Source organism: Mycolicibacterium sp. lyk4-40-TYG-92 (assembly GCF_030209435.1).
Taxonomy (GTDB): Bacteria; Actinomycetota; Actinomycetes; order Mycobacteriales; family Mycobacteriaceae; genus Mycobacterium.
The window spans coordinates 643141-665320 of sequence record NZ_JARVRX010000001.1; the positions used below are offsets into that span (position 1 = coordinate 643141).

The 22180-nt window shown below is 67.1% G+C and carries 23 protein-coding genes and 3 tRNA genes; 18 read left to right on the forward strand and 8 right to left on the reverse strand.

The genetic code is table 11. The annotated features are described in order from the left end of the window. Nucleotides 1–38 precede the first annotated feature (38 nt). The 12 genes from QRN63_RS03190 (at nucleotide 39) to QRN63_RS03245 (ending at nucleotide 5564) form a co-directional block, all read left to right on the forward strand. Nucleotides 39–111, forward strand: a tRNA-Thr gene (locus tag QRN63_RS03190). Between the two features lie 67 nt (nucleotides 112–178). Beyond that, nucleotides 179–255, forward strand: a tRNA-Met gene (locus QRN63_RS03195). A gap of 35 nt (nucleotides 256–290) precedes the next feature. Next, on the forward strand, nucleotides 291–458 hold the full coding sequence (gene rpmG / locus QRN63_RS03200) for a 50S ribosomal protein L33 (RefSeq protein WP_003881823.1): 168 nt from the start codon (nucleotides 291–293) through the stop codon (nucleotides 456–458). A gap of 9 nt (nucleotides 459–467) precedes the next feature. Then, on the forward strand, nucleotides 468–944 hold the full coding sequence (hadA, locus tag QRN63_RS03205) for a (3R)-hydroxyacyl-ACP dehydratase subunit HadA (RefSeq protein ID WP_267318889.1): 477 nt from the start codon (nucleotides 468–470) through the stop codon (nucleotides 942–944). Then, the gene (gene hadB, locus QRN63_RS03210) at nucleotides 931–1359 is read left to right on the forward strand and encodes a (3R)-hydroxyacyl-ACP dehydratase subunit HadB (RefSeq protein ID WP_267318890.1); all 429 of its coding nucleotides are present in this window, start codon (nucleotides 931–933) and stop codon (nucleotides 1357–1359) included. Before hadA ends, hadB begins: the two co-directional genes overlap by 14 nt. 1 nt (nucleotide 1360) lies before the next feature. After that, nucleotides 1361–1873, forward strand: coding sequence for a (3R)-hydroxyacyl-ACP dehydratase subunit HadC (gene hadC, locus QRN63_RS03215; protein ID WP_285029177.1), 513 nt, complete (start codon nucleotides 1361–1363; stop codon nucleotides 1871–1873). A 144-nt stretch (nucleotides 1874–2017) separates the two neighbouring features. Continuing rightward, nucleotides 2018–2090 (forward strand) — tRNA-Trp (locus QRN63_RS03220). Nucleotides 2091–2153: 63 nt separating this feature from the next. Then, nucleotides 2154–2618, forward strand: a complete 465-nt coding sequence (secE, locus tag QRN63_RS03225; RefSeq protein WP_285029178.1) for a preprotein translocase subunit SecE — start codon at nucleotides 2154–2156, stop codon at nucleotides 2616–2618. Between the two features lie 52 nt (nucleotides 2619–2670). Beyond that, the gene (nusG, locus tag QRN63_RS03230; RefSeq protein ID WP_285029179.1) at nucleotides 2671–3495 is read left to right on the forward strand and encodes a transcription termination/antitermination protein NusG; all 825 of its coding nucleotides are present in this window, start codon (nucleotides 2671–2673) and stop codon (nucleotides 3493–3495) included. Between the two features lie 71 nt (nucleotides 3496–3566). Further along, on the forward strand, nucleotides 3567–3998 hold the full coding sequence (gene rplK, locus QRN63_RS03235) for a 50S ribosomal protein L11 (RefSeq protein WP_020101322.1): 432 nt from the start codon (nucleotides 3567–3569) through the stop codon (nucleotides 3996–3998). Nucleotides 3999–4068: 70 nt separating this feature from the next. After that, on the forward strand, nucleotides 4069–4779 hold the full coding sequence (rplA, locus tag QRN63_RS03240; protein WP_267318894.1) for a 50S ribosomal protein L1: 711 nt from the start codon (nucleotides 4069–4071) through the stop codon (nucleotides 4777–4779). 134 nt (nucleotides 4780–4913) lie between these two features. After that, nucleotides 4914–5564, forward strand: a complete 651-nt coding sequence (locus QRN63_RS03245; RefSeq protein ID WP_267318895.1) for a M15 family metallopeptidase — start codon at nucleotides 4914–4916, stop codon at nucleotides 5562–5564. A 1-nt stretch (nucleotide 5565) separates the two neighbouring features. Here QRN63_RS03245 and QRN63_RS03250 read toward each other — a convergent pair whose 3' ends face one another. Further along, on the reverse strand, nucleotides 5566–6510 hold the full coding sequence (locus QRN63_RS03250) for an endonuclease/exonuclease/phosphatase family protein (protein WP_285029180.1): 945 nt from the start codon (nucleotides 6508–6510) through the stop codon (nucleotides 5566–5568). A 479-nt stretch (nucleotides 6511–6989) separates the two neighbouring features. Between QRN63_RS03250 and QRN63_RS03255 the strand changes: the two genes are divergently transcribed. Further along, nucleotides 6990–8615 carry a cellulase family glycosylhydrolase gene (locus QRN63_RS03255; RefSeq protein ID WP_285029181.1) on the forward strand — a complete coding sequence of 542 codons (1626 nt, stop codon included), beginning with the start codon at nucleotides 6990–6992 and terminating at the stop codon, nucleotides 8613–8615. Nucleotides 8616–8671: 56 nt separating this feature from the next. Here QRN63_RS03255 and QRN63_RS03260 read toward each other — a convergent pair whose 3' ends face one another. The 4 genes from QRN63_RS03260 to QRN63_RS03275 form a co-directional block, all read right to left on the reverse strand. Next, nucleotides 8672–9568, reverse strand: a complete 897-nt coding sequence (locus QRN63_RS03260; RefSeq protein ID WP_267318899.1) for a cyclopropane mycolic acid synthase family methyltransferase — start codon at nucleotides 9566–9568, stop codon at nucleotides 8672–8674. Between the two features lie 211 nt (nucleotides 9569–9779). Further along, nucleotides 9780–10706: an alpha/beta fold hydrolase gene (locus QRN63_RS03265; protein ID WP_285029182.1), complete on the reverse strand. Its 927-nt coding sequence runs from the start codon at nucleotides 10704–10706 to the stop codon at nucleotides 9780–9782. A 4-nt stretch (nucleotides 10707–10710) separates the two neighbouring features. Beyond that, a complete protein-coding gene (locus tag QRN63_RS03270) occupies nucleotides 10711–12066 on the reverse strand; it encodes an ABC1 kinase family protein (RefSeq protein WP_285029183.1) in 1356 nt (451 codons plus the stop codon). Nucleotides 12067–12139: 73 nt separating this feature from the next. Next, nucleotides 12140–13138, reverse strand: coding sequence for an oxygenase MpaB family protein (locus QRN63_RS03275; RefSeq protein WP_267318902.1), 999 nt, complete (start codon nucleotides 13136–13138; stop codon nucleotides 12140–12142). 74 nt (nucleotides 13139–13212) lie between these two features. Here QRN63_RS03275 and QRN63_RS03280 point away from each other — a divergent pair, with 74 nt between their 5' ends. Next, a complete protein-coding gene (locus QRN63_RS03280) occupies nucleotides 13213–13815 on the forward strand; it encodes a TetR/AcrR family transcriptional regulator (RefSeq protein ID WP_285029184.1) in 603 nt (200 codons plus the stop codon). Between the two features lie 51 nt (nucleotides 13816–13866). Here QRN63_RS03280 and QRN63_RS03285 read toward each other — a convergent pair whose 3' ends face one another. Continuing rightward, on the reverse strand, nucleotides 13867–14466 hold the full coding sequence (locus QRN63_RS03285; protein ID WP_285029185.1) for a DinB family protein: 600 nt from the start codon (nucleotides 14464–14466) through the stop codon (nucleotides 13867–13869). A gap of 2 nt (nucleotides 14467–14468) precedes the next feature. Further along, nucleotides 14469–14984 carry a DinB family protein gene (locus QRN63_RS03290; protein WP_285029186.1) on the reverse strand — a complete coding sequence of 172 codons (516 nt, stop codon included), beginning with the start codon at nucleotides 14982–14984 and terminating at the stop codon, nucleotides 14469–14471. A gap of 61 nt (nucleotides 14985–15045) precedes the next feature. Here QRN63_RS03290 and QRN63_RS03295 point away from each other — a divergent pair, with 61 nt between their 5' ends. Genes QRN63_RS03295 through QRN63_RS03310 form a run of 4 tightly spaced genes read left to right on the forward strand, consistent with a single transcriptional unit; the run spans nucleotide 15046 to nucleotide 21778 of the window. Beyond that, nucleotides 15046–16002: a helix-turn-helix transcriptional regulator gene (locus tag QRN63_RS03295; RefSeq protein WP_285029187.1), complete on the forward strand. Its 957-nt coding sequence runs from the start codon at nucleotides 15046–15048 to the stop codon at nucleotides 16000–16002. Nucleotides 16003–16046: 44 nt separating this feature from the next. Next, nucleotides 16047–20252, forward strand: coding sequence for a glycoside hydrolase family 38 N-terminal domain-containing protein (locus QRN63_RS03300; protein ID WP_502888085.1), 4206 nt, complete (start codon nucleotides 16047–16049; stop codon nucleotides 20250–20252). Beyond that, the gene (locus QRN63_RS03305) at nucleotides 20249–20860 is read left to right on the forward strand and encodes a DUF7158 domain-containing protein (RefSeq protein WP_285029189.1); all 612 of its coding nucleotides are present in this window, start codon (nucleotides 20249–20251) and stop codon (nucleotides 20858–20860) included. The genes QRN63_RS03300 and QRN63_RS03305 overlap by 4 nt, the downstream gene beginning before the upstream one ends. A gap of 9 nt (nucleotides 20861–20869) precedes the next feature. Further along, the gene (locus QRN63_RS03310; RefSeq protein WP_285029190.1) at nucleotides 20870–21778 is read left to right on the forward strand and encodes an ROK family protein; all 909 of its coding nucleotides are present in this window, start codon (nucleotides 20870–20872) and stop codon (nucleotides 21776–21778) included. Here QRN63_RS03310 and QRN63_RS03315 read toward each other — a convergent pair. After that, nucleotides 21679–22107, reverse strand: coding sequence for a winged helix-turn-helix transcriptional regulator (locus tag QRN63_RS03315; RefSeq protein ID WP_267318909.1), 429 nt, complete (start codon nucleotides 22105–22107; stop codon nucleotides 21679–21681). The genes QRN63_RS03310 and QRN63_RS03315 overlap by 100 nt on opposite strands. Nucleotides 22108–22180: the final 73 nt, after the last annotated feature.

A 22180-nucleotide genomic window follows, 5' to 3' on the forward strand; every position in this document is an offset into this window, starting at 1 on the left:
CAGACGGTCGTAACCGGCAGTCCGAAACCGAGGGTCAGGCCCCCTTAGCTCAGTCGGCAGAGCGTTTCCATGGTAAGGAAAAGGTCAACGGTTCGATTCCGTTAGGGGGCTCGGTGGACATATGGCGAGCGGAGCGACGGAAGTAAAAAGCCGCCGCTGCGCCGCCTGTGTCTGTCGGGGCGGTGTAGCTCAGCTGGTTAGAGCGCACGACTCATAATCGTGAGGTCGGGAGATCGAGCCTCCCCACCGCTACCAGCACAACAGAGATTCGAAGCGAAAGAGGCAGAGACGTGGCGTCGAGTACCGACGTACGGCCGAAGATCACCTTGGCCTGCGAGGTGTGCAAACACCGTAACTACATCACCAAGAAGAACCGTCGCAACGACCCGGATCGTCTTGAGATCAAGAAGTTCTGCCCGAACTGCGGTACGCACCAGCCGCACAAAGAGTCGCGTTAGCCACTCGTCGTGGGTCTGGCGGAACTTGTCGGGTACCACTACCGGCATCCCGAGTGCTACGAGGTCGGTCGCGAGAAGATCCGAGAGCACGCGATCGCCGTCCAGAACGACGACGCCTGCTTCCACCGGGAGTCGGCAGCCGCCGAACTCGGTTATGACGCGCTGCTGGCACCGTTGACGTTCATCAGCATTTTCGGTTATCAGGCGCAGCTGGCGATGTTCCAGGACGCCGGTATCGCCATTTCCGACGCCAAGATCATTCACATCGACCAGTCGCTGACTTTCCTGCAGCCGATCAAGGCGGGGGACAAGCTGTTCTACGACGTGTACGTCGACTCGTTTCGTCAGGCGCACGGCACCGACATCATCGTGACCAAGAACATCATCACCAACGATCGTGGTGAGGTTGTGCAGGAGGCCTACACGACCCTGGCGGGTCGGTCGGGCGACGACGGAGATAAGGGATTCTCAGATGGCACTTCGTGAGTTCGGTTCGGTCAAGGTCGGCGACGAGCTGCCCGAAAAGATCATCAAGCTGACCCGGCAGGACCTGGTCAACTACGCCGGCGTCTCCGGCGACCTGAACCCGATCCACTGGGACGACGAGATCGCCAAACAGGTCGGCCTCGATACCGCCATCGCCCACGGCATGCTGACCATGGGTCTGGGTGGCGGCTACATCACCTCGTGGGTCGGTGATCCGGCTGCCGTCACCGAGTACAACGTCCGCTTCACTGCGGTGGTCCCGGTCCCCAACGACGGCATCGGCGCCGAACTTGTCTTCACCGGTCGCGTGAAGTCGGTGGACGAGGAGTCCAAGTCGGTCACCATCGCGCTTTCGGCCACCACCGGCGGAAAGAAGATCTTCGGCCGCGCTGTCGCCACCGCGAAGTTGGCCTGACATGGCTTTGAAAGCAAACATCCTCGGGATGGTCTACAAGTACCCCGAGGTATTCGTGGTGGGCCGCGAACAGGTCAAGCAGTTCGCCAAGTCGGTGAAGTCCGAGGATCCGGCATCCCTCGATGAGGCTGCCGCGGCGGAACTGGGTCATGACAGTCTCGTCGCCGGCCCGACGTTCGTATCGATCGTGGCGAACCTGGTGCAGCAGGACTTCTTCCGCAATGTTGACGTCGGCATCGAGACGATGCAGATCATCCAGGTGGACCAGAAATTCGTCTACCGCCGCCCGATCAAGGTGGGCGACCGGCTGCACGCCGAACTTGAAGTCATGTCGGTGGACAACCGCTTCAACGCCGACATCGTCGTCACCCGCAACACCCTTGCCGATGATGATGGCGCCATCATCATGGAGGCCTTCACCACGCTGATGGGCCACGAGGGCGACAACTCCGTGTCGGTGCGGTACGACCGCGAGAGCGGCCAGGTGCTGCGCTCGGCCGCCGGAGCGGATTAGTAACTCAGACTGGGGCCGTTGTACACTCGGTCCTCGGGGATCCACCCTTTTCAGCGCGCTGTCCGTCGGTTACACATCGACCGATCGGGGAGCGCGCGAATTGTGTGAGGACCCAACCGGAAGCGCCGACCTGGTCGGTGTTGAAGGGGCGTAGCTCAATTGGCAGAGCAGCGGTCTCCAAAACCGCAGGTTGCAGGTTCAAGTCCTGTCGCCCCTGCTCAACTGAATACCGATGTGGACACTGGAATTGTGACCACCTGGAACAGACGAAAGGCATGCGGTGAGCGACGAGCGCGATAGTGCCGGCTCCGCAGGCGCCGGTACTGGTGCGGGCACCGACGCGGGCGAAAGCGAGTCGCAGGGCCAGACCGCAGTTGTGACGCGCCCGGCGCGTCCGACCGGAAAGCGGGCCCGGCGGGCCGTCGAGGTCGACGAGTCCGAATCGGACGTCGAAACCGGCGACACGGATTCCGACGCCGAAGACAGCGCAGCCGACGCCGGCAAGAAGTCCAAGCCGAAGAAGGCTGACAAGTCCAAGAAGACGGGCCCCACTCGGAACCCGTTCGTGTTCGTCTGGAACTACCTCAAGCAGGTCGTTGCTGAGCTGCGCAAGGTCATCTGGCCGAACCGCAAGCAGATGATCGGCTACACGACCGTCGTGCTGGTGTTCCTGGTCTTCATGGTGGCGCTGATCGGTGGGGTCGATTTCGGTCTCGCCAAGCTCGTCATGTGGGTGTTCGGCTGACGCCGAGCGCCCGCCGGGACGAGCTCAAGAACGTAAGAGAGGACTGACTACCGTGACTTTCGATGGCGAGACACCTTCGGACGAGTCCGACGTGACCGCCGAGGCAGTCGAGTCGGTGGAGACCTTCGAAGAAGCGGCCGACACCGAAGAAGCGGCCGAGACCGTGGACACGGCCGATGCCGCTGACGCGCCCGAGGCGACCGACGTGGTCGTCGACGAGACCGTGGAAGCCGCCGCCGAGGAGCCCGAGGACGAGGATCCGGCGGTCGCGCTGAAGAAGCAGCTGCGTCGTCAGGCAGGCGAGTGGTACGTCATCCACTCGTACGCCGGTTACGAGAACAAGGTGAAGGCCAACCTCGAGACCCGCGTGCAGAACCTGGACGTCGGCGACTACATCTTCCAGGTCGAGGTGCCGACCGAAGAGGTCACCGAGATCAAGAACGGCCAGCGCAAGCAGGTCAACCGCAAGGTGCTGCCGGGCTACATCCTCGTGCGCATGGACCTCAACGACGAGTCGTGGGGCGCCGTGCGCAACACCCCGGGTGTGACCGGGTTCGTCGGTGCGACCTCGAAGCCGTCGGCGCTGTCGCTCGACGACGTCGTGAAGTTCCTGTTGCCGCAGGGCGCCGCGAAGAAGCCCGCCAAGGCGACCGCGGCCGCCGCGGCTGCCGACAGCGAAGCCACCCTGGCGCGTCCGGAAATCCTGGTCGACTTCGAGGTCGGCGAGTCGGTCACCGTCATGGACGGCCCGTTCGCCACGCTGCCCGCGTCGATCAGCGAGGTCAACGCCGAACAGCAGAAGCTCAAGGTGCTGGTGTCCATCTTCGGACGCGAGACACCGGTCGAATTGACCTTCACACAGGTCAGCAAGATTTAATCGTGAGCCTCGGCTCCCGGTTAGCAGGAACGTAGTCGCGCCGCGACTACCTAGAAAGGAACACCACACCAATGGCCCCGAAGAAGAAGAAGGTCGTCGGGCTGATCAAGCTTCAGATCCAGGCCGGCGCGGCCAACCCCGCCCCGCCCGTGGGTCCGGCGCTCGGCCAGCACGGCGTCAACATCATGGAGTTCTGCAAGGCGTACAACGCCGCGACAGAAAGCCAGCGCGGAAACGTCATCCCCGTCGAGATCAGCGTCTACGAGGACCGTACGTTCACGTTCGTCCTGAAGACCCCGCCGGCCGCCCGGCTGCTGCTCAAGGCTGCGGGTATCCAGAAGGGTTCGTCCGAGCCGCACAAGACCAAGGTCGCCAAGATCAGCTGGGACCAGGTCCGCGAGATCGCCGAGACCAAGAAGGAAGATCTCAACGCGAACGACATCGACGCCGCCGCCAAGATCATCGCCGGCACTGCCCGGTCGATGGGCATCACCGTCGAATAGTTCGACCCAAGCAATACGTGGAAGAGCCCGCTTCGGCTCGCTAACCACAACCTCTGAACTGGAGATTTGAATGAGCAAGAACAGCAAGGCATACCGCGAAGCTGCCGAGAAGGTGGACCGCGACAACCTGTACACCCCGCTCCAGGCCGTCAAACTGGCCAAGGAGACGTCGTCGAAGAAGCAGGATGCGACCGTCGAGGTTGCGATCCGGCTGGGTGTCGATCCTCGTAAGGCAGACCAGATGGTGCGTGGCACCGTCAACCTGCCGCACGGCACCGGTAAGACCGCCCGCGTAGTGGTGTTCGCGGTTGGTGAGAAAGCCGAGGCCGCTGTGGCCGCCGGCGCCGATGCCGTCGGTAGCGATGACCTGATCGAGCGTATCCAGGGTGGGTGGACCGACTTCGACGCCGCGATCGCGACGCCGGACCAGATGGCCAAGGTCGGTAAGATCGCCCGCGTCCTCGGCCCGCGCGGTCTGATGCCGAACCCGAAGACCGGCACGGTCACCCCGGACGTGGCCAAGGCCGTGTCCGACATCAAGGGCGGCAAGATCAACTTCCGCGTCGACAAGCAGGCCAACCTGCACCTGATCATCGGCAAGGCCTCGTTCGACGAGGCCAAGCTCGCCGAGAACTACGGTGCCGCGCTGGACGAGGTGCTGCGCGCCAAGCCGTCGTCGTCGAAGGGCCGTTACCTGAAGAAGGTCACCCTCTCGACGACCACCGGCCCGGGCATCCCGGTCGACCCGGCCGTCACCCGGAACTTCACCGAAGAGGCGTAAGCCGAATCCGCATTCGCACCGGAACCCCGCACGACCCACGGTCGTGCGGGGTTCCGTCGTTTCCGGTCGACGCCGCCGACGGCGCATCTCTGATCCGGTAGTTGTCCGGCACCGGGATCTGGCAACCTCGACACATGTTCGTGCGAACCCTCGCGGTGCTGTTGGGCGCCGCGCTCGCGGTGAGTGATGTCGGTGCCGCCTCGGCGGCGCCGCAGCCCGCCCCGCCGCCGGTGTCACCGCAGGCCGCCGCGGCCGGACTGATCGACGTCCGGACCGTCGTCCCCGATGCGGTGATCGACCTGCGGTACGCCACCCCGAACAACTTCGTCGGGGTCCCGCTGTATCCGGCCGATGCCCGCTGCCTGATCCACGAGTCCATGGCGCCCGGGCTGGCCACCGCCGCCCGGATTCTGCGCGCGCGCGGCGAGGTGCTGACGTTCTGGGACTGCTACCGCCCGCATGACGTGCAGGTCCGGATGTTCCAGGCCGTGCCGGACCCCAACTGGGTCGCCAAACCCAGCCAGTTCGCGCGCAGTCACGAGTCCGGTCGGTCGGTGGACGTGACCATCACCGGCGTCGACATGGGCACCGATTTCGACGACTTCACGCCGCGCGCGACGGCCTACGCGACCACGGGAGTCACCCCGCAGCAGCAGGCCAACCGGGCCCGGCTGCGTGACGCCATGGTCGCCGGCGGGCTGAGCGTGTATCCGGGGGAGTGGTGGCACTTCAACGGGCCGGGGGCGTCCGAGCCGCGCCCGATCCTCGACGTGCCGGTGAACTGAGTCAGCCGGCGACCAACTGGGCCAGCAGGGCCCGGTGGTCGGATCCGGGCACCTGCAGCGTCCGCAGCGACGTGGCCACGTAGCCGCGCGTCAGGATGTGGTCGACGGCGAACACGGGCGGCGCGACGATGTCGGACGGATGCGTGCGCACCACGCCGGCGCCGGCCTGCGCGCCCGCGTCCTGATAGCCCTGGCGCAGCAGCCGGCGGAACTCGCGCATATCCGGCGTCGCGTTCAGGTCGCCGGCCAGCAGCACCGGGCCGGTGCTTGCCCGGGCCGCCGTCAGCAACGTGCCGGCCAGTCGCGCCAGATCGTCGCGCCAGCCCTGCAGCGGGTCGGGCCACGGCGCGGACAGGTGGACGGTGAGCACCCGGGTGGGGGCGGGTGCGGCGGGCAGGTGGACGTCAGCGGCCAGCATTCCCAGCCAGAAGCCGTCGTCGATGCGGATGTCGCTGATCGGGTGGCGACTCCAGAGTCCGACGCCACCGGGTTCGTCCATCTCGCGCAGGGCGCGGTGCGGGAACAGCCGGTCCAGCCCGGCGGCCTCCAGCCGCGTCAACGCCGCGGGCGTAAGTTCTTGCAGCGCAACGATATCCGCGCCATCCTCGGCATACCGAACGATGGCTTCGGCGTCGGCCCGCCCGTAGCGCAGATTGGCCGACAGGAACCGCAGCGCGGTGCCTGACGGCGCCTTCGCGCGCCGGAACAGGGGCAGCTGTATGACGGCCGCGGTGACGGTGGTCGCGACCGCGACCGCTGTCAGTGGCCAGTCTCCTGTGACACCGAACAGGATGGCCGCCACCGGGGCGCCGAGGAGCGCGTACGGCGCGCCGGCCGCGAGTGCCAACAACGACCTGTTGACGATCGGAATCCACCGCACCGCGAGCCCGGCCACGGCGGCGCACAGCGAGAACGCGCCCGCGTACGTCAGAACTGACTGCCACATCGCGATGGACCGCCCCTGTCGTTGTTATGTGCACCGGCGCCGGCCGAACTATTTCGAAAATGTACCGGACGTGTGTTCACGCCTGCGCCGGCGAGTTTGGCAACAATAATCAGTATTTGCTGAATTCGGTAATTACGTGTGCTATGCATCGCAATTGTGTCAAACCATTGGTATTTCCTGTTAGGCGCCTTTCTGTAGACTGTGGATGGATATTAGCTCTCTACCTGGTTATTGACCATAGGTATGTTTATTTATGTGACGGTTCTGAAGATTTATCGCGTGCAATACCGGTAACGTCTTCGCCATTCATCGACGGTCGCGTAATAATTCGCTGGCCAGTCGTTCGGGGTGAGGAGGCAGGTATGTATCGGTCGCTGCGCGGATCTCTTCGGGCTTGCACATTTCGTGGCGTTATCGCGGCACTCCCTGTCGCGATCATCTGCGCATACGCCCCGCCGTCGACCGGGCCGTCGAATCTGATGACGGCCCAGGTCGAGAACACTGCCGAGATCGTGTCGGCACCGTCGACCATCGGCATCGCCGACTCGGGACTGTACGGCGAGACCCAGGCTCAGATCGACCAGACGCTCGACACGCTGCAATCCATCGGTGTCCAGGATGTTCGCGTCTTCGTCCCGTGGATTTTTGTCGAACCGGCTCAGGGCACCTACAACTGGTCGTACATGGACATGGTCATGCAGGCGGCCGCGGCCCGGAACATGGGCGTCATGGCGGAGATCGCGAGCACGCCGACGTGGGCGGGCTCGTCCACATCCATCACGGGCGCAGGTACACCGGACCCCGCCACGTATGCGGCGTTCGCGGCCGCGGTGGCCAAACGCTACGGGTCGACCATCTCGGCATACGAGATCTGGAACGAGCCGAATTACGTACTGTCCTCGGACCCGATCGACGCCACCGCCTACGCCGCGCTGCTCAAGGCGGCATACCCGGCGATCAAGGCCGTCGACCCCACTGCCACCGTGGTCGCCGGCGCACTCGGCAGCGTAATCAGCTTCGGCAGCATCACGCTCGACCCGGTGACTTTCGTCAAACAGATGCTGGCCGCCGGCGCTTCCGGTTACTTCGACGCGTTGTCATTCCACCCGTATCAGGAGTCGTTGCCCTTCTCGTCGGGCGCCGGCGTCGCGAATTCCCCACTGACCCAGTTGAATTCGATCTATAAGCTTTTGCAGCAGTACGGCGACGGCAACCTGAAGATCTGGATCAGCGAGTTCGGCGCGTCGACCAACGACGTGAGCCAGCAGACCCAGGCCGACCTGATCAAGAACCTCATCGATACCTGGCAGACCATCGCGTATGCCGGTCCGGTGTTCATCTACACCGCGCAGGACGGTGTCGCGGGCGCGGACGGTTACGGCATCTACAACGCCGACTGGACGCCGAAGCTGGCAGTCGCCGTCATCGCGGCGGCGATCAAGCAGTACTCCAGCGGTGTGGCCGGCGGGATCGGCTCCACTGTCGGTGGGGTGGTCTCGGGAGTCACCGCGATCGCCCAGTCGTTGGCGAGCCTGCTGCAGTCGATCAGCCTGGCCATCCAGGGCGAATTCCAGCAGCTCGGCAAGGCCATCAATGCCTGGATGACTGCGGTCAGTTCGCACCTGACCGGAACCCTGCCGGTCTCCACGCCGCTCGCGGCGAAGGCGGCCGCCATCGCCACCGCGGCCGCGACCATCACGACCGCCGCCGCGACCATCACGACGGCCACCACCGCAGCCGCGACGACGTCGACGGACGCCAAGGCGACGAAGAAGCACCCGAAAGTATCTACCGGCAGCAGCGCGGCAACCACGTCGGCGACAGCCGACACCACGTCGGCGCCAACCACTTCGCCAATCGACGCCGATGGCAAGACCCCGGCTTCGGGCGCTGTCGCGGCAGCCGACCCGTCCGACAAAGCCTCGGACACCGCCGAACCCCGCAAGGGTGACGGATCGAGCTCGCACTCGAAGGGCGCGCACGGCAAGGCGGCCAAACCCGACAAGTCGGGCGATGAGGCGTCCGACCCGACCTCGCCCGTCGTCGGGAAGCGCTCACATGGTCACCGCGACGTGAGTTCGAAGTCGTCGGCATCCGCCAACTGAGCCCGAAAAAATAGCGCCCCCGACCTCGGGTCGGGGGCGCTACTCGTCGAAAATGCCTACGCGGCTTCCTTTTCCTTCGTGTAGGTGACGAGGCTGACGTCGAGGACCTCGTCCAGGAAGTAGTACTGGCAACCCGTCAGATACTTCATGTAGCGGTCGTAGTTCACCTGGCCGGAGATCGCGATGGCCTGTTCTTTGTGGTGCTCCAGGTTGGCGGCCCACACGCCGAGCGTCTTGATGTAGTGGTTGCGCAGCGACAGTGGCGCCGGGACGTTGAAGCCGGCCTTCTCGCCGTGATCGATCATCATCTGGGTGCTGGGCAGCCGACCGCCGGGGAAGATGTCGGTCGCCATGAACTTGATGAACCGGGCCATCTCGAACGTGAGCTTCTTACCGCGCGCGGCCATGTCCATGGGGTGGTAGCTCACGCTGCTCTGGATGGTCATGCGGCCGTCGGCGGGCATGATCTCGTAGCAGTTCTTGAAGAAGTCGTCGTAGCGCTCGAAGCCGAAGTGCTCGAAGGCCTCGATCGACACGATGCGGTCCACCGGCTCGTGGAACTCTTCCCAGCCCTTCAGCAGCACCCGGTGCGAACGGTCCGACTTGGCGTTGCTCAGCAGTTCCGTGCAGAACGCCTGCTGGTTCTTGCTCAGCGTCAGGCCGATGACGTTGACGTCGTACTTCTCCATGGCGCGCTGCATCGTCAGGCCCCAGCCGCAGCCGATCTCCAGCAGCGTCATGCCGGGCTTGAGGTCGAGCTGTTCGAGATGCTGGTCGACGTTGGCGAGCTGGGCCTCTTCCATCGTGACGAACGGACCGGTGAAGTAGGCGCAGCTGTACTTACGGGAGTTGTCCTGGAACAACCCGAAGAAATCGTCAGACAGGTCGTAGTGGGCCTGGATGTCCTCGAAATGCGGCCGCATGTCCTTGGCCCCAGTCGAATCCTGAATCATCTGTAACACCTAACTTGACCTTCCTCACTCACTGGTGATGCCGGTCACTAAATCACAATCGTGACCGCACAATACCTGGCAGCCGACCGATTCCTTGACGTTGGTGTAACGCGCCGTCACGGTCAGTCCGGACAGCAAACGTAACCACCTTCAGGCCGGAAACCGCGTTCATTCCCCCAGCGTGGCGGCGGCTGTGACCGGACTGATACGTCTATGGGATTTCGGCAAATGTGGTTGCCAGTTCGCCGGCGATGTCGTCCCAGAGGGGCTCGGGCAGGTCATGACCCATGCCGTCGAACAACACCAACCGAGCGCGCCGGATTGCTTTGGCCACTGCTCGACCACCGCTCGGTCGCATCAGTTTATCGGCCCGACCATGGATGACGACCGTGGGGACGGTGATCATCTCGTCGTAGCGTCGCAGGCTGCCGCTGCCGAGGATGGCCCCGAAGTGCCGGACGACGCCGACGGGGTAATACGAGCGGTCGTAGCTTTCGGCGGCGTCGGCCTCGGCCTGCTCGCGCGGCGTCGGGTAGCCGGGGCTGCCGATGATGCGGCCGACGTTGACGGCGTTCGCGATGACGCCCGCGCGGGACGTGTCCTGCGGGCGGGTGGTGATGGCCTTGAGTTGCTTCGGGCCGGGTGGCGGCAGCAGCGGTTGGTTGTTACTGGAGAAGATGACGCCGAGCGTCTTGGTCCGGTGCTGGTAGCGGGCTGCGAAGACCTGCGCGATCATGCCGCCCATCGACCCGCCGACGATGTGCGCCTGCTCGATGTTCAGATGATCGAGGAGTGCGGCGGCGTCGTCGGCCATGTCCTCCAGCGTGTAGACCGCGTCGCTGCGCAGACCGGCGTACGACCGCAGCATCCGGGGCAACAGCGCGGAACCGGAGCGCTTGCCCTCGATCTTGCTGGACAGGCCCACGTCGCGGTTGTCGAACCGGATGACGCGGTAGCCCTTCTCGACGAGCTTGTCGCAGAAGCCTTTTCGCCACAGCAGCAGCTGGGCGCCGAGACCCATGATGAGCAGGACCGCCGGATCGTCCGGATTGCCCATGTCCTCGTAGGCGATGTCCAGGTCGCCCGAGCGGGCGAATCCGGTCCGGACCTCGGTGTCGGTGTCTCGTTCGGGCTGCATGGGCTTAGTCCTCGGCTTCCTCGGCGTTTTTGTGGTCGCGGCTGATATCCACCATGAAGTTGGCGAAGTAGCCCTTCAGCTGGGGGTCGCTCATCATCTGCCACCGCGGCGCCAGCAGCTTCATGTACCGCTCGACGTAGAGGAACTGCTTGCCGATCAGCACCAGCTCGCGGGGCAGCTTGACGTCGTACGCGTCCGCGAGGGTGGACAGCTGCTTGCCGATCTCGGCGTAGGACAGGTCGCCCAGCGACTTCATGGTCAGCGGCGTGGCGAAGGCCTCCAGATCCTTGGCCGCCTGGCCCTCCGGTTTGACGGTGCCCACGGCGCCCATCATGACGACGATCCGGCCGGCCGCGGCGTGATCCTTCGAGACCAGCAGGGCGTAGACGAGTTCGCGCAGCAGCCACCGGGTCCGCGGGTCGATGCGGCCCATGATCCCGAAGTCGAAGAAGACGATCTTGCCGTCCTTGTCGACGTGCAGGTTGCCGGCGTGCAGGTCGCCGTGGAACAGGCCGTGCCTGAGGCCGCCTTCGAAGACACTGAACAGCAGGGCCTTGACCAGTTCCTCGCCGTCGAAGCCGGCCTTGCGGATCGCGGCGGCGTCGTCGATGCGGACGCCTTCCACGCGCTCCATGGTCAGCACGCGTTCGCTGGTCAGGTCCCAGTAGACCTGCGCCACCCGGATGTTCCGGCCCAGCGGCGAGGAGTGCATGTGCGCGACCCAGGCGTCCATGGACTGCGCCTCGAGCCGGAAGTCGAGTTCCTCGGCGAGGTTGTCGGCGAAATCGGCGACCACGTCCTGCGCGGACAGGCGCTGGCCGAGCTTGGCCAGTTCGGCGATCTGCGCGCCGCGCTTGAGGATCTGCAGGTCGGCAGCCACGCGCCGGCGGATGCCCGGGCGCTGGATCTTGACGACGACCTCTTCGCCGGAGTGCAGCGTCGCGTAGTGCACCTGGGCGATGGAAGCGGAGGCGAAAGGCTCGTCGTCGAAGCTGGCGAAGAGGTCGGCCGGATCGCCGCCGAGCTCTTCGCGCAGGAGCTTGTGGACCTGGCCCTTGTCGGCGGGTGGGACACGGTCCAGCAGGCTGCGGAACTCCCGGCTCAGGGGCTCACCGAAGGCGCCGGGACTGGATGCGATGATCTGTCCCAGCTTGACGTATGTCGGGCCCAGGTCCGAAAAGGTCTTCGGGACCTGCTTGATCACCTTCTGCTGCAGGCTGCCTTTGGCGAAGGCGCTGCCGACGACGCGTACGCCGGTCCGGGCGAGCTGCCACCCGGTGGCACCGATGCGGGCGGCTTCGACGGGCAGCGGCACCCGGTCCAGCCGGGCGCCCTCACGGTGCGGTGTCTTCGAACCCATTGGTGAAGTGTCTCAAAACCGCGAGTACCGCCAAAAAGGTGTGCCCGGCGTCACTCTCTTTCGTCGGTGCTGATCAGACGAAGACGCTCTCGATGTCGGCACGGCTGCGGACCGGGTCGCTGCCGGGCACGTACGTCGGGACGGTGTGCGGCGCCAGCTCCGGGTCGACCCCACCCTTGACGCGGGCCTTCGCCTGACGGAACTCGGGGAACGGTCCGGCAGCGGTGTGCAGGCCGTTGATGATCGACCACACGACGGCGCGGCGGGCGGTGCGCTCGAGCGGGTTGGGGTCGGTGTGGCCCAGCAGCTGCTTGGCCCACTTCGGCATGGTGTCCCGGACTGCCCAGTCGACGGCGCTCTGCGGCATCGGCAGATTCGGGCCGGTGGCCATGGCGGCGCCGTGCGTCAGTGCCAGCTTGGGCAGATAGGACTTCAGGCAGTCCAGGGTCTCGGCCTTGGTGGTGGGCAGGTCGGTGCCGCCGAGGGCGTGCCCGACGCGGATGAACTCGCCGTAGTAGCGGTCAAGTTTCTTGCCGCGCAACGGGTTCGGGTGGTAGAGCTCGTGCGCGGTCGCGAGGCCCCACACGACGGTGGCGTAGTTCCAGCGCAGCCAGTCCGGGTCGTCGGCGTCGTATGCGGCGCCGTCCGGGCGGACGCCCTTGATGGTGTGGTGCATGGCGCGCACGGTCCGGGCCAGGTTCTCGGCGGTTTCGGTGCTGCCGTACGCGGTGCCGATGAAGAACGCGATGGAGTGGCCCAGCCGGACGACCGCGCCCTTCGGGTCGATCACCGGGACGGCATCGCCGTTCTCGTCGCGCTGGACCAGGCGCGAGTGGTGCATGCCCATCCAGTAGATGGACGGGTCGAGGCGCTCGATGAACGCGGCGCACTGCAGGCCGAAGATCAGGGCCTCGGTGTGGGAGTGCACATGCCAGACGGCGCTGCCGGGGCCGAACCAGCCCGGATCTCCCGCGGGGCCGGCGAACTCCATGCCGCGGAAGTAGTTCCGCCGGATGGTCTGGTCGAACCGGTGCTGAAGCTGGTGCTCGATGAACTGGTGCGGCAGGTACACGTCAACCCTTTCTGGTCACGGTCGTAACCAGAATAGTATTTGGTGACGGGTGTGACCAGACCTAGGCTGTGGGGATGTCGACACCGACCAGGTGGGCGGGGGTTCCGCTCGACGACCGCCGCACCGAGCGGCGCGGATTACTGGTCGACGCGGCATTCGAGCTGTTCGGCTCCGGTGGGGAGACGGCGCTGTCGGTCCGCTCGGTGTGCCGCGAGTGCGGACTGAACACCCGCTACTTCTACGAGAGCTTCGACGGCATCGACGACCTGCTGGGCGCCGTCTACGACAAGGTCAGCACTGAACTGGCCACCGTGGTCGACGCCGCGATCACCGTCGCGGGCGATTCGGTGCGAGACCGGACCCGGGCGGGCATCGCCGCGGTCCTGGGCTTCGGTTCGGCCGATCCGCGCCGCGGGCGGGTGCTGTTCACCGAAGCTCGCGCGAACCCCGTGCTGGCGGCGCGCCGCGCCGTCACGCAGGACCTGCTGCTCGACGCCGTGCTGGCCGAGGGCGGCCGGCTACATCCCGGTTCGGACCCTGTCGCCGCGCGCGTCGGCGCGGCCATGTACACCGGCGCCATGGCCGAACTGGCCCAGCAGTGGCTGTCCGGTTCCTTGGGGTCGGATCTGGACGTGGTGGTCGACGCCGCGCTGGCACTGGTACTGCGCCGAGAGTGACGACATGGCTGCCCCGCGGTACCGCGGGGCAGCCATGTCGTCGATCTCGCGCTAGGTGCCGGCGGGCCGCCACCGCTTGATGAACTCGGTCTCCGGCCATTCCTCCTCGGCGGCCAGCAGTTCGTACATGGTCGCGCGGTCGATGGACTCGCGGATGATGTCGGCGTGGCCGGCATGCCGCGACAGCTCCTCGATGATGTGCATGCCGACCCAGCGCACCGTCCAGTGGTCGATGTCGGTCGGGAACCACGGCACGTCGTGCGGAATCGGGACCAGGGTGTCCAGATCGAGTTCCGCGAAGGCCCGCAGTGTCTCGGCGTTCTGTGCGCGCAGCGCGTCCAGCAGGTCGCCGAGCTTCTCGTCGTCGCGCATGACGTGTTGGTCGGCGTACTCGGCCATGATCTCGGCCATCGGTCGCGTGTCGCGCGGCGGGAAGTCGGGGGCGGCCACCGCACGCGCGATCCAGCCGGCCTGAACGCCGGTGACGTGCTTGATCAGGCCGCCGATCGACAACGCACTCACCGACGGGGTGGAACGGGCCTGATCGTCTGTGAGGCCGTGGGCGACGGCCGCGAAGGCATCCTGCTGGAACGCCAGGAAGTTGATGAGGGTCTGGCGCTCGTCACCGGCGGGTGCGGGTTGTCCGGGCATGCTTAGTTCTCCTTCTGGGTGTGGGTGTAAAGGTCACGGATGCAGGCGATTTCCGCTCCGTGGTGAATGACTTCGCGATTGATGTGCAGCACCAGGGTGGCCATTGAGAAGTCGGCGTACGGGCCCTCGGCCGGTCCGCACGGCCGGGCCAGAGCGGCGTCGTCGAGCGTGCGAACCCCGGTGATCCAGTTCGCGTAGGCGGCATCGAGCTGCTCCAGTGCCGTGCGGGCGTCGAGCGCGTACGGCCATGACTCGTAGTCGGCCGGTGGTCCGCCGAAATGTGAATGGTTCCGCATGGCCAGGACGCCGACGATGACGTGCGCCAGCCGCCACGCGATGGTCGAGAACGGCTCGGGTTGTGGTGGCGGATAGCTGAAGTCGATGGATCCGTCGGGGTGCAGGGTCCAGCAGCCGGGTACCGGCTCCCAGAAGTATTCGTCGTCGGTCAGTCCCTCGAGACGGGGACGCAGCTGGTGTTGCCAGTGCCAGTCGAGTTGGTCGGCCAGTTCTTCGGTCACGTGGAAAGCCTGACATCTAATTAGGACTGTTTTTGTCCTATGAGTGCGGCAGAGTGTTGTCATGTCCGAAACGACGAGCCGCGTGCTGCAACTGCTGGGGCTGCTGCAAGCGCGCCGGGTGTGGACGGGCCAGGAGCTGGCGGACCGGCTCGGCGTCACCGGCCGTAGCGTCCGCCGCGATGTCGAACGGCTGCGTGACCTGGGCTATCCCGTGCATGCCAGCAAGGGCCGCGACGGCGGCTATCAATTGGGCGCCGGTGCCGCGTTGCCGCCACTGCTGCTCGACCCCGAGGAGGCCGTCGCGATGGCGGTGTGCCTGCGGCTGGCGGCCGGCGGCAGCGTCGCGGGCGTCGGCGAATCGGCGCTGCGCGCACTGTCCAAACTCGACCAGGTGATGCCGGCGCGGCTCCGGTCGCAGGTGTCCGCCGTGCACGACGCGACGGTGACGCTGACCGGCGGCTCGGTCGAGACAGTGTCACCTGACTACCTGATGACGCTCGCCCGTGCCTGCCGGGACCGCGAACACGTCAGACTCGGCTACACCGACATCCGCGGCAACAGCACCGAGCGCCGGCTCGAGCCCTATCAACTCGTCACCACCGGACGCCGCTGGTACCTGCTGGCGTACGACCGCGACAAGCAGGACTGGCGGACGCTGCGGCTGGACCGGATGGCTGACGTCACCGCAGCGGGGACGACGTTCGCTCCGCGGCCTGCGCCGGATCCGGCTGAGTTCGTCCGGAATGCCATCACGGCTTCGCCGTACCGCTACGTCGCGCGGGTTCGGTATGAGGCATCCGAAAGCCAACTGGCGCAGGTGTTTTCCGCGTCATCGGCGCAGATCGAGGCGGACGGGCCGGACCGCTGCATCGTGACCGCCGGGGGCGACGAACCCGAACGCATCGTGTTGCATCTTGCGATGCCGGGCTATCGGTTCGAGGTGCTCGAACCGCCCGAGGTGGTCGCCGCGGCCGGCGTGGTGGCCGACCGGTTGCGTGCGGCAATGCCGCCCAGCTGATGCCGATGCGCCGTATGGTGGCAGGGGTGTCGACGGGACGACTCCTGCAAGTGACGGCGGTAGTTTCCACCGAGTTGTTCGTCGGGCCGGCCGATGAACCGCTGCAGATCGTCCGGGTGGACTACACCGGATGCGCGCAGCCCACCGAGGTCCGGGTCACCGGAGACGGGCTCAGCGGCCAGGCCATGACTCGACCGGGCGACGGCTTCGTGGAGATTCCGGTGGTCGTCGAGGGCGGACAACCGGGCCAGATCCGGGCCGCGCATCTCGAGATCGGCGGCGAGCAGATGCCCTTCGAGTTCGCCGTCGCCGAACCCGGCTGGACCATGCACATGATCAGCCACTTCCACTACGACCCGGTGTGGTGGAACACCCAGGCCGCCTACACCAGCGTGTGGACCGAGGACCCGCCCGGCCGGTGCCGGCAGACCAACGGCTTCGAGCTGGTCACCGCGCATCTCGAAATGGCAAGGCGCGAGCCCGAATACAAGTTCGTCCTCGCCGAGGTCGACTATCTCAAACCCTACTGGGACACCCACCCCGAGCAGCGCGCCCAGCTGCGCGCGCTGCTCGCCGAGGGACGCGTCGAGATCATGGGCGGCACGTACAACGAGCCGAACACCAATCTCACCAGTCCCGAGACGGCGATCCGGAACTTCGTGCACGGCATCGGGTTTCAGCGCGACGTCATGGGCGCCGACCCGGCGACGGCCTGGCAGCTGGACGTGTTCGGCCACGATCCGCAATTCCCGGGTATGGCCGCCGACGCCGGTCTGACCTCCAGCTCGTGGGCCCGCGGTCCGCACCACCAGTGGGGTCCGATGCACCGCGACGGCGACCCCGAGCGCATGCAGTTCGCGAGCGAATTCGACTGGATCGCACCGTCGGGCCGCGGGCTGCTGACCCATTACATGCCTGCGCATTACGCGGCCGGCTGGTGGATGGACTCGTCGGCTTCGCTGCAGGAGGCCGAGGAGGCCACCTACGCCACGTTCGCGAAGCTGAAAAAGGTTGCGCTGACCCGCAACGTGCTCCTTCCGGTGGGTACCGATTACACCCCGCCGAACAAATGGGTGACCGAGATTCACCGCGACTGGGCGGCGCGCTACACCTGGCCCCGCTTCGTGTGTGCGCTGCCGCGGGAGTTCTTCGCCGCCGTGCGTGCCGAACTCGCGGCCGGTGGTGCGCAGCCGTCGCCACAGACGCGGGATATGAACCCGATCTACACGGGTAAGGACGTGTCGTACATCGACACCAAGCAGGCCAACCGGGCCGCGGAGAACGTCGTGCTGGAAGCCGAACGGTTCGCGGTGTTCGCCGGACTGCTCACCGGCGCCACGTATCCGCAGGCCGCCCTGGCCAAAGCCTGGGTGCAACTGGCCTACGGCGCACACCACGACGCCATCACGGGGTCGGAATCCGACCAGGTGTACCTCGACCTGCTCACCGGCTGGCGCGACGCCTGGGAACTCGGCAGGACCGCCCGCGACAATGCGGTGGCACTGCTGTCGCGGGCCGTCGACGGCGACATCGTGGTATGGAACCCGTTGGCGCACAGCCGAACCGACATCGTCACCGTCCACCTCGACGAACCACTGGCTGGGCCGGTCCTCGACGCGGACGGCACGCCCGTCCCGGTCCTGATCGAAGACGACGGCCATACCGTCACCTGGCTGGCTCACGACGTGCCGTCGCTCGGCTGGCGGGGATACACGATCGGCGCAGCCGCGGTGCGGCCCGGCGCGGCGGGCTCGTGGGAACCGCTGTCCGGCACCACAATCGGCAACGATCGGTACGGCTGCACCGTCGACGCCGCCCGCGGCGGCGCGGTGACGTCGCTGGTGCGCGATGGCCTCGAGCTGATCGGTACGGGCCGGGTCGGCAACGAGATCGCCGTCTACGACGAACATTCCGCGCATCCGACCGAACACGAAGGGCCCTGGCACCTGTTGCCCAAGGGGCCGGTGGTGGGCTCTGCCGACCGCGCGGCTGAGTCGGTGCAGGCCTACCGCAGCGCGCTGGGGGAGCGGCTGGTGGTCACCGGGCGCATCGGCGACGTGCTGCGCTACACCCAGACCATCACGCTGTGGCACGGCATCGACCGCGTGGACTGCCGGACGGTGATCGACGAGTTCGCCGGCGCCGACAAGCTGTTGCGACTGCGCTGGCCCTGCCCGGTGCCGGGCGCGTTGCCGGTCAGCGAGGTCGGCGACGCGGTGATCGGCCGGGGTTTCGGGCTACTCCACCAACGGGATTCGCACGACGCCGTCGACACGGCCGATCACCCTTACACCTTGGACAACCCCGCCTACGGATGGTTCGGGCTGTCTTCGGCGGTGCGGGCCCGGGTCCGCGACGCGGAGGGTGAGAGCGTGCGGGCGGTGTCGGTGGCCGAAGTGGTTGTACCAGCGGCCGGGAACTCCCATACCGATCCCGAGACGCCGGCCCGCGAGCTGATGGTCGCGCTCGTCCGGTCCGGGGTGACGGCCACCTGCAGCAGTGCCGACAGGCCGCGCTACGGCGATCTCGCCGTCGACTCCAACCTGCCCGACGCCCGCATCTCTCTCGGCGGCCCCGACGAGAATGCTTTCACCGCAGCGGTTCTGGCCGCGGCCGACCCGGCCTACGGTGCGGAACTACGGCGCCGCCTGACGACCGGAAGCGCCCGGCTCTGGGTGCCCGCCGACGCCGACCTGGTACGGCGCTGGGTCCCCGGCGCCGACCTGACCGGAGTGCGGGCACTGCCGGTGCTGATCGTCGCCGGACCCGGCGCCATCGACGAGCTGATCGCCGCGCTCGCCACCGCCGACATCGCTGTCGAGCAGGATGTCGCAGCAGGCATCGGACCCTTCGAGGCCCGCAGTGTGGCTCTGCTGAACCGCGGCGTACCGGGTTTCGCCGTCGAACCGGACGGCGCCCTGCACACCTCGTTGATGCGGTCGTGCACCGGCTGGCCGTCGGGCACCTGGATCGACCCACCGCGCCGCACGGCACCCGACGGCTCGAACTTCCAGCTGCAGCACTGGACCCACACCTTCGACTACGCCATCGCCGCCGGCGACGGAGACTGGCGCGCCGCCGGCATCCCGGGCCGTAGCGCCGAGTACTCGCAGCCACTGCTCGCGGTGCACACGGCGCATCCCGCGGTGGCCGGCGGATTGCCGGGCACCGGGTCCCTGCTGGGCGTGGAACCCGCGTCCGACGTGACGCTGGCCGCGCTGAAGGCCACCGGCAACCCGATCGCCACGGGCCACAGCGCTCCCGTCGACCCCAGGTCGGGCATCACCCTGCGCCTGGTCCAGACCTCGGGCCGGCCGACGGCGGTCGACGTCACCTCAGGGCTGCGGCACCTTGAGGACGTCGAACGACTGGACCTGCTCGAACAACCGGTCACTGCCCCCGGAAATGACCTGCGGCTGCACGGTTTCGAGATCGCCACCGTACGGGCTCGGCTCGACCTGCCGCACGTGCTCAACGGCGACAACGACACCCTCGCCCCGGATGCCGAAATCGCCCAACCGCTTTACGCCCGATACTGGCTACATAACCGCGGCCCGGCGCCGCTGGGCGGACTGCCCGCGGTGGCGCATGTGCACCCCACCGAAATGTCGGTCGAACCGGGAACGCCTTTGCGGCTGCGCGTCACCGCCGCCAGCGACTGCACCGACGCCGCACTCCACGGCCGCGTTCGGGTGCTGAGCCCCGACCGATGGCGGGCCACCCCGGACGAACTGCCCTTCGTGCTGCCTCCGGGTGGCTATCTGGAAACCGAAGTGCGGCTGGAACTTCCGGCCGATGTCCCCGTCGGCCGGTATCCGGTGCGGGTCGAGCTGGCGGTCACCGGCGGCGACAAACATCATCAGATTCCGGCCGCGTGGCGGCAGATGGTCGAGGACGTCTGTGTCGTCACGGTCGGCGAACCCGGCGACGCCCCGCTGCTGAGGCTGGTCGAGGAACCTCAAGCCGTCGACGTCGTCGCCGGTGAACACGCCGACCTGAGCGTCGTCGTCGGCTCTGCCGCCGGCGCGCCGCTGAGCCTGGAGGCGCACCTGATCAGTCCGTGGGGAACGTGGGAATGGTTGGGGCCCAATGTGCTCGGCGCCGACGTCCCGGCGGGCGGCACCGTCGCATTCGACTTCGACGTGGCGCCGCCGTCGTGGGTGGGGCCGGGGCAGTGGTGGGCGCTCATCCGGATCGCCGCGGCCGGCCGGGTGCTCTACACGCCGGCGGTGTCGGTGCGGGTCCGATGAACCGCGTCGCCACCGTCGCGGGGCGGGAAATTCCGGTCGATGCGCTCGACGAGCGTGAATCACGTTTGCGCGCCGGCACATTGGCGTCATCGCTGCCGCGGCCGGGGACCGGTGAGGGCCGGCAACTGCGGCGCTGGTTGGCGCAGCTGCTGGTTGCCGACGAGATCGTGCGGGTGGCGGCGGACGAACTCGGCGTGACGGACGGGGAGGCGCCGGCGGAGGCCGACCTACTCCCCGACGCCGCTGCGCGGATGGAACTCGGCAGTATCGCCGCCGCCGCGCTCGAACAGCCGCTGGCGCGGGCGCTGTTCGTCCGGGTGACCGCCGAGGTCCGGATCGCCGACGAGGAGATCGAGCGCTACCACGCCCGCAACCCCCTGCGGTTCGCGCCGCCCGTACCCGTCCCCGGTGGCTGGTCCACCGCGCCGACGGTCGGCCCGCAACTGGCTCAGGTGCGGCGGCAGATCGCCGCTCACCTGATCGCGTCCGCGCGCCGACGGGCCTTCCGGCACTGGCTCGATGCCCGCCGCGCGGAGTCGGTGCACCTGGAGCCCGGCTATGAACACCCCGGCGACCCGCGTCAGCCCGACCACGTCCACCGGCACTGAAGGCGCGTGATGTCCGATCTGACCCTCGCCCTCGACATCGGTGGCACCAAGATCGCCGCGGCCCTCGTCGACCACGACGGCGCACTCGTGCATCGCGAGCAGCTCCCGACCCCGCACACGGACGGCGAGCGTGTGTGGGCGACAGTCGATGCGTTGATCGGTAACGCTCTCGCCGCGGCTGCCGGGCGCGCGGTGCAGGGGGTGGGCATCGGTTCGGCCGGACCGATCGATCTGCCCGCAGGGACCACCAGCCCCATCAATATCGCCGACTGGCAACAGTTTCCAATCGTGCAGCGGGTGGCTGATCGCACCGGCCTGCCGGTGCGTCTCGGCGGTGACGGCTTGTGCATGGCGATGGGTGAATGGTGGGCAGGTGCCGGCCGCGGCGCCCGCTTCATGCTCGGCATGGTCGTCTCTACCGGTATCGGCGGCGGCCTGGTGCTCGATGGCGCGGCGTACCACGGCCGCAGCGGCAATGCCGGACACATCGGGCACGTCGTGGTGGAACCCGGCGGCGCGCGGTGCGCATGCGGTGGCCACGGCTGCGTGGAAACGGTGGCTTCGGGTCCGCACCTGGCGGGCTGGGCGCACGAGCACGGCTGGGACGCGCCGCCGGATGCCGACGCGAGGGCGCTGGCCGAGGCTGCGGCGCACGGGAATCCGGTTGCGGTGCAGGCATTCTCGCGTGGTGCCGAGGCGATCGCCGTCGCCATCGCTTCGGTAGCGGCGGTCTGCGACCTGGATCTGGTGGTGCTCGGCGGCGGCGTGGCGAATGCGGGGGAGGTGCTGTTCGGCCCGCTGCGGGCGGCGTTGCCCCGCTACGCCGGATTGAGCTTCCTGCGCGGCCTGCGGGTGGTGCCCGCCGAACTCGGCGGGGATGCCGGGCTCGTCGGCGCGGCCGCGTTGTGGCGGACCTGAGCGGCGCGGCGCGCCATGTCTTTTCGGCCCCAGTCGCAGAGCGCGCCGAGCACCGGCGCCAGGGTCTTGCCGTATTCGGAGATCGAGTAGTGCACGCACGGCGGCACCGTGCCCGCGTCGTGGCGTTCGATGATGCCGTCGGCCACCAGTTCGTGCAGGTGCCGGATGAGCATGCGCTCCGTCATATCGGGAATGCTGCGCCGGAGCTCGGCGGTGCGCATCGGCCCGTCGGAGAGCCGCCACAGGATGGTGCCCTTCCACCGGCCGTCGATCACCGACAGGGCGGCATCGATCGGGCACTCGCCGATCTCTTTTTTCGACACCGCCATGACTGCGCTCCTCAAAGCTCCAGTGCTGACTAATTTGTCAGTACCTTGTTATTTGTCAGTGTAGTGACCAGGC

Coding starts and splice junctions, on each gene's coding strand:
- hadB (WP_267318890.1), top strand. CDS start 931: ATGGCACTTCGTGAGTTCGGTTCGGTCAAGGTCGGCGACGAGCTGCCC.
- hadC (WP_285029177.1), top strand. CDS start 1,361: ATGGCTTTGAAAGCAAACATCCTCGGGATGGTCTACAAGTACCCCGAG.
- rplK (WP_020101322.1), top strand. CDS start 3,567: ATGGCCCCGAAGAAGAAGAAGGTCGTCGGGCTGATCAAGCTTCAGATC.
- rplA (WP_267318894.1), top strand. CDS start 4,069: ATGAGCAAGAACAGCAAGGCATACCGCGAAGCTGCCGAGAAGGTGGAC.
- QRN63_RS03245 (WP_267318895.1), top strand. CDS start 4,914: ATGTTCGTGCGAACCCTCGCGGTGCTGTTGGGCGCCGCGCTCGCGGTG.
- QRN63_RS03250 (WP_285029180.1), bottom strand. CDS start 6,510: ATGTGGCAGTCAGTTCTGACGTACGCGGGCGCGTTCTCGCTGTGCGCC.
- QRN63_RS03255 (WP_285029181.1), top strand. CDS start 6,990: ATGACGGCCCAGGTCGAGAACACTGCCGAGATCGTGTCGGCACCGTCG.
- QRN63_RS03260 (WP_267318899.1), bottom strand. CDS start 9,568: ATGATTCAGGATTCGACTGGGGCCAAGGACATGCGGCCGCATTTCGAG.
- QRN63_RS03265 (WP_285029182.1), bottom strand. CDS start 10,706: ATGCAGCCCGAACGAGACACCGACACCGAGGTCCGGACCGGATTCGCC.
- QRN63_RS03270 (WP_285029183.1), bottom strand. CDS start 12,066: ATGGGTTCGAAGACACCGCACCGTGAGGGCGCCCGGCTGGACCGGGTG.
- QRN63_RS03280 (WP_285029184.1), top strand. CDS start 13,213: ATGTCGACACCGACCAGGTGGGCGGGGGTTCCGCTCGACGACCGCCGC.
- QRN63_RS03285 (WP_285029185.1), bottom strand. CDS start 14,466: ATGCCCGGACAACCCGCACCCGCCGGTGACGAGCGCCAGACCCTCATC.
- QRN63_RS03295 (WP_285029187.1), top strand. CDS start 15,046: ATGTCCGAAACGACGAGCCGCGTGCTGCAACTGCTGGGGCTGCTGCAA.
- QRN63_RS03305 (WP_285029189.1), top strand. CDS start 20,249: ATGAACCGCGTCGCCACCGTCGCGGGGCGGGAAATTCCGGTCGATGCG.
- QRN63_RS03310 (WP_285029190.1), top strand. CDS start 20,870: ATGTCCGATCTGACCCTCGCCCTCGACATCGGTGGCACCAAGATCGCC.
- QRN63_RS03315 (WP_267318909.1), bottom strand. CDS start 22,107: ATGGCGGTGTCGAAAAAAGAGATCGGCGAGTGCCCGATCGATGCCGCC.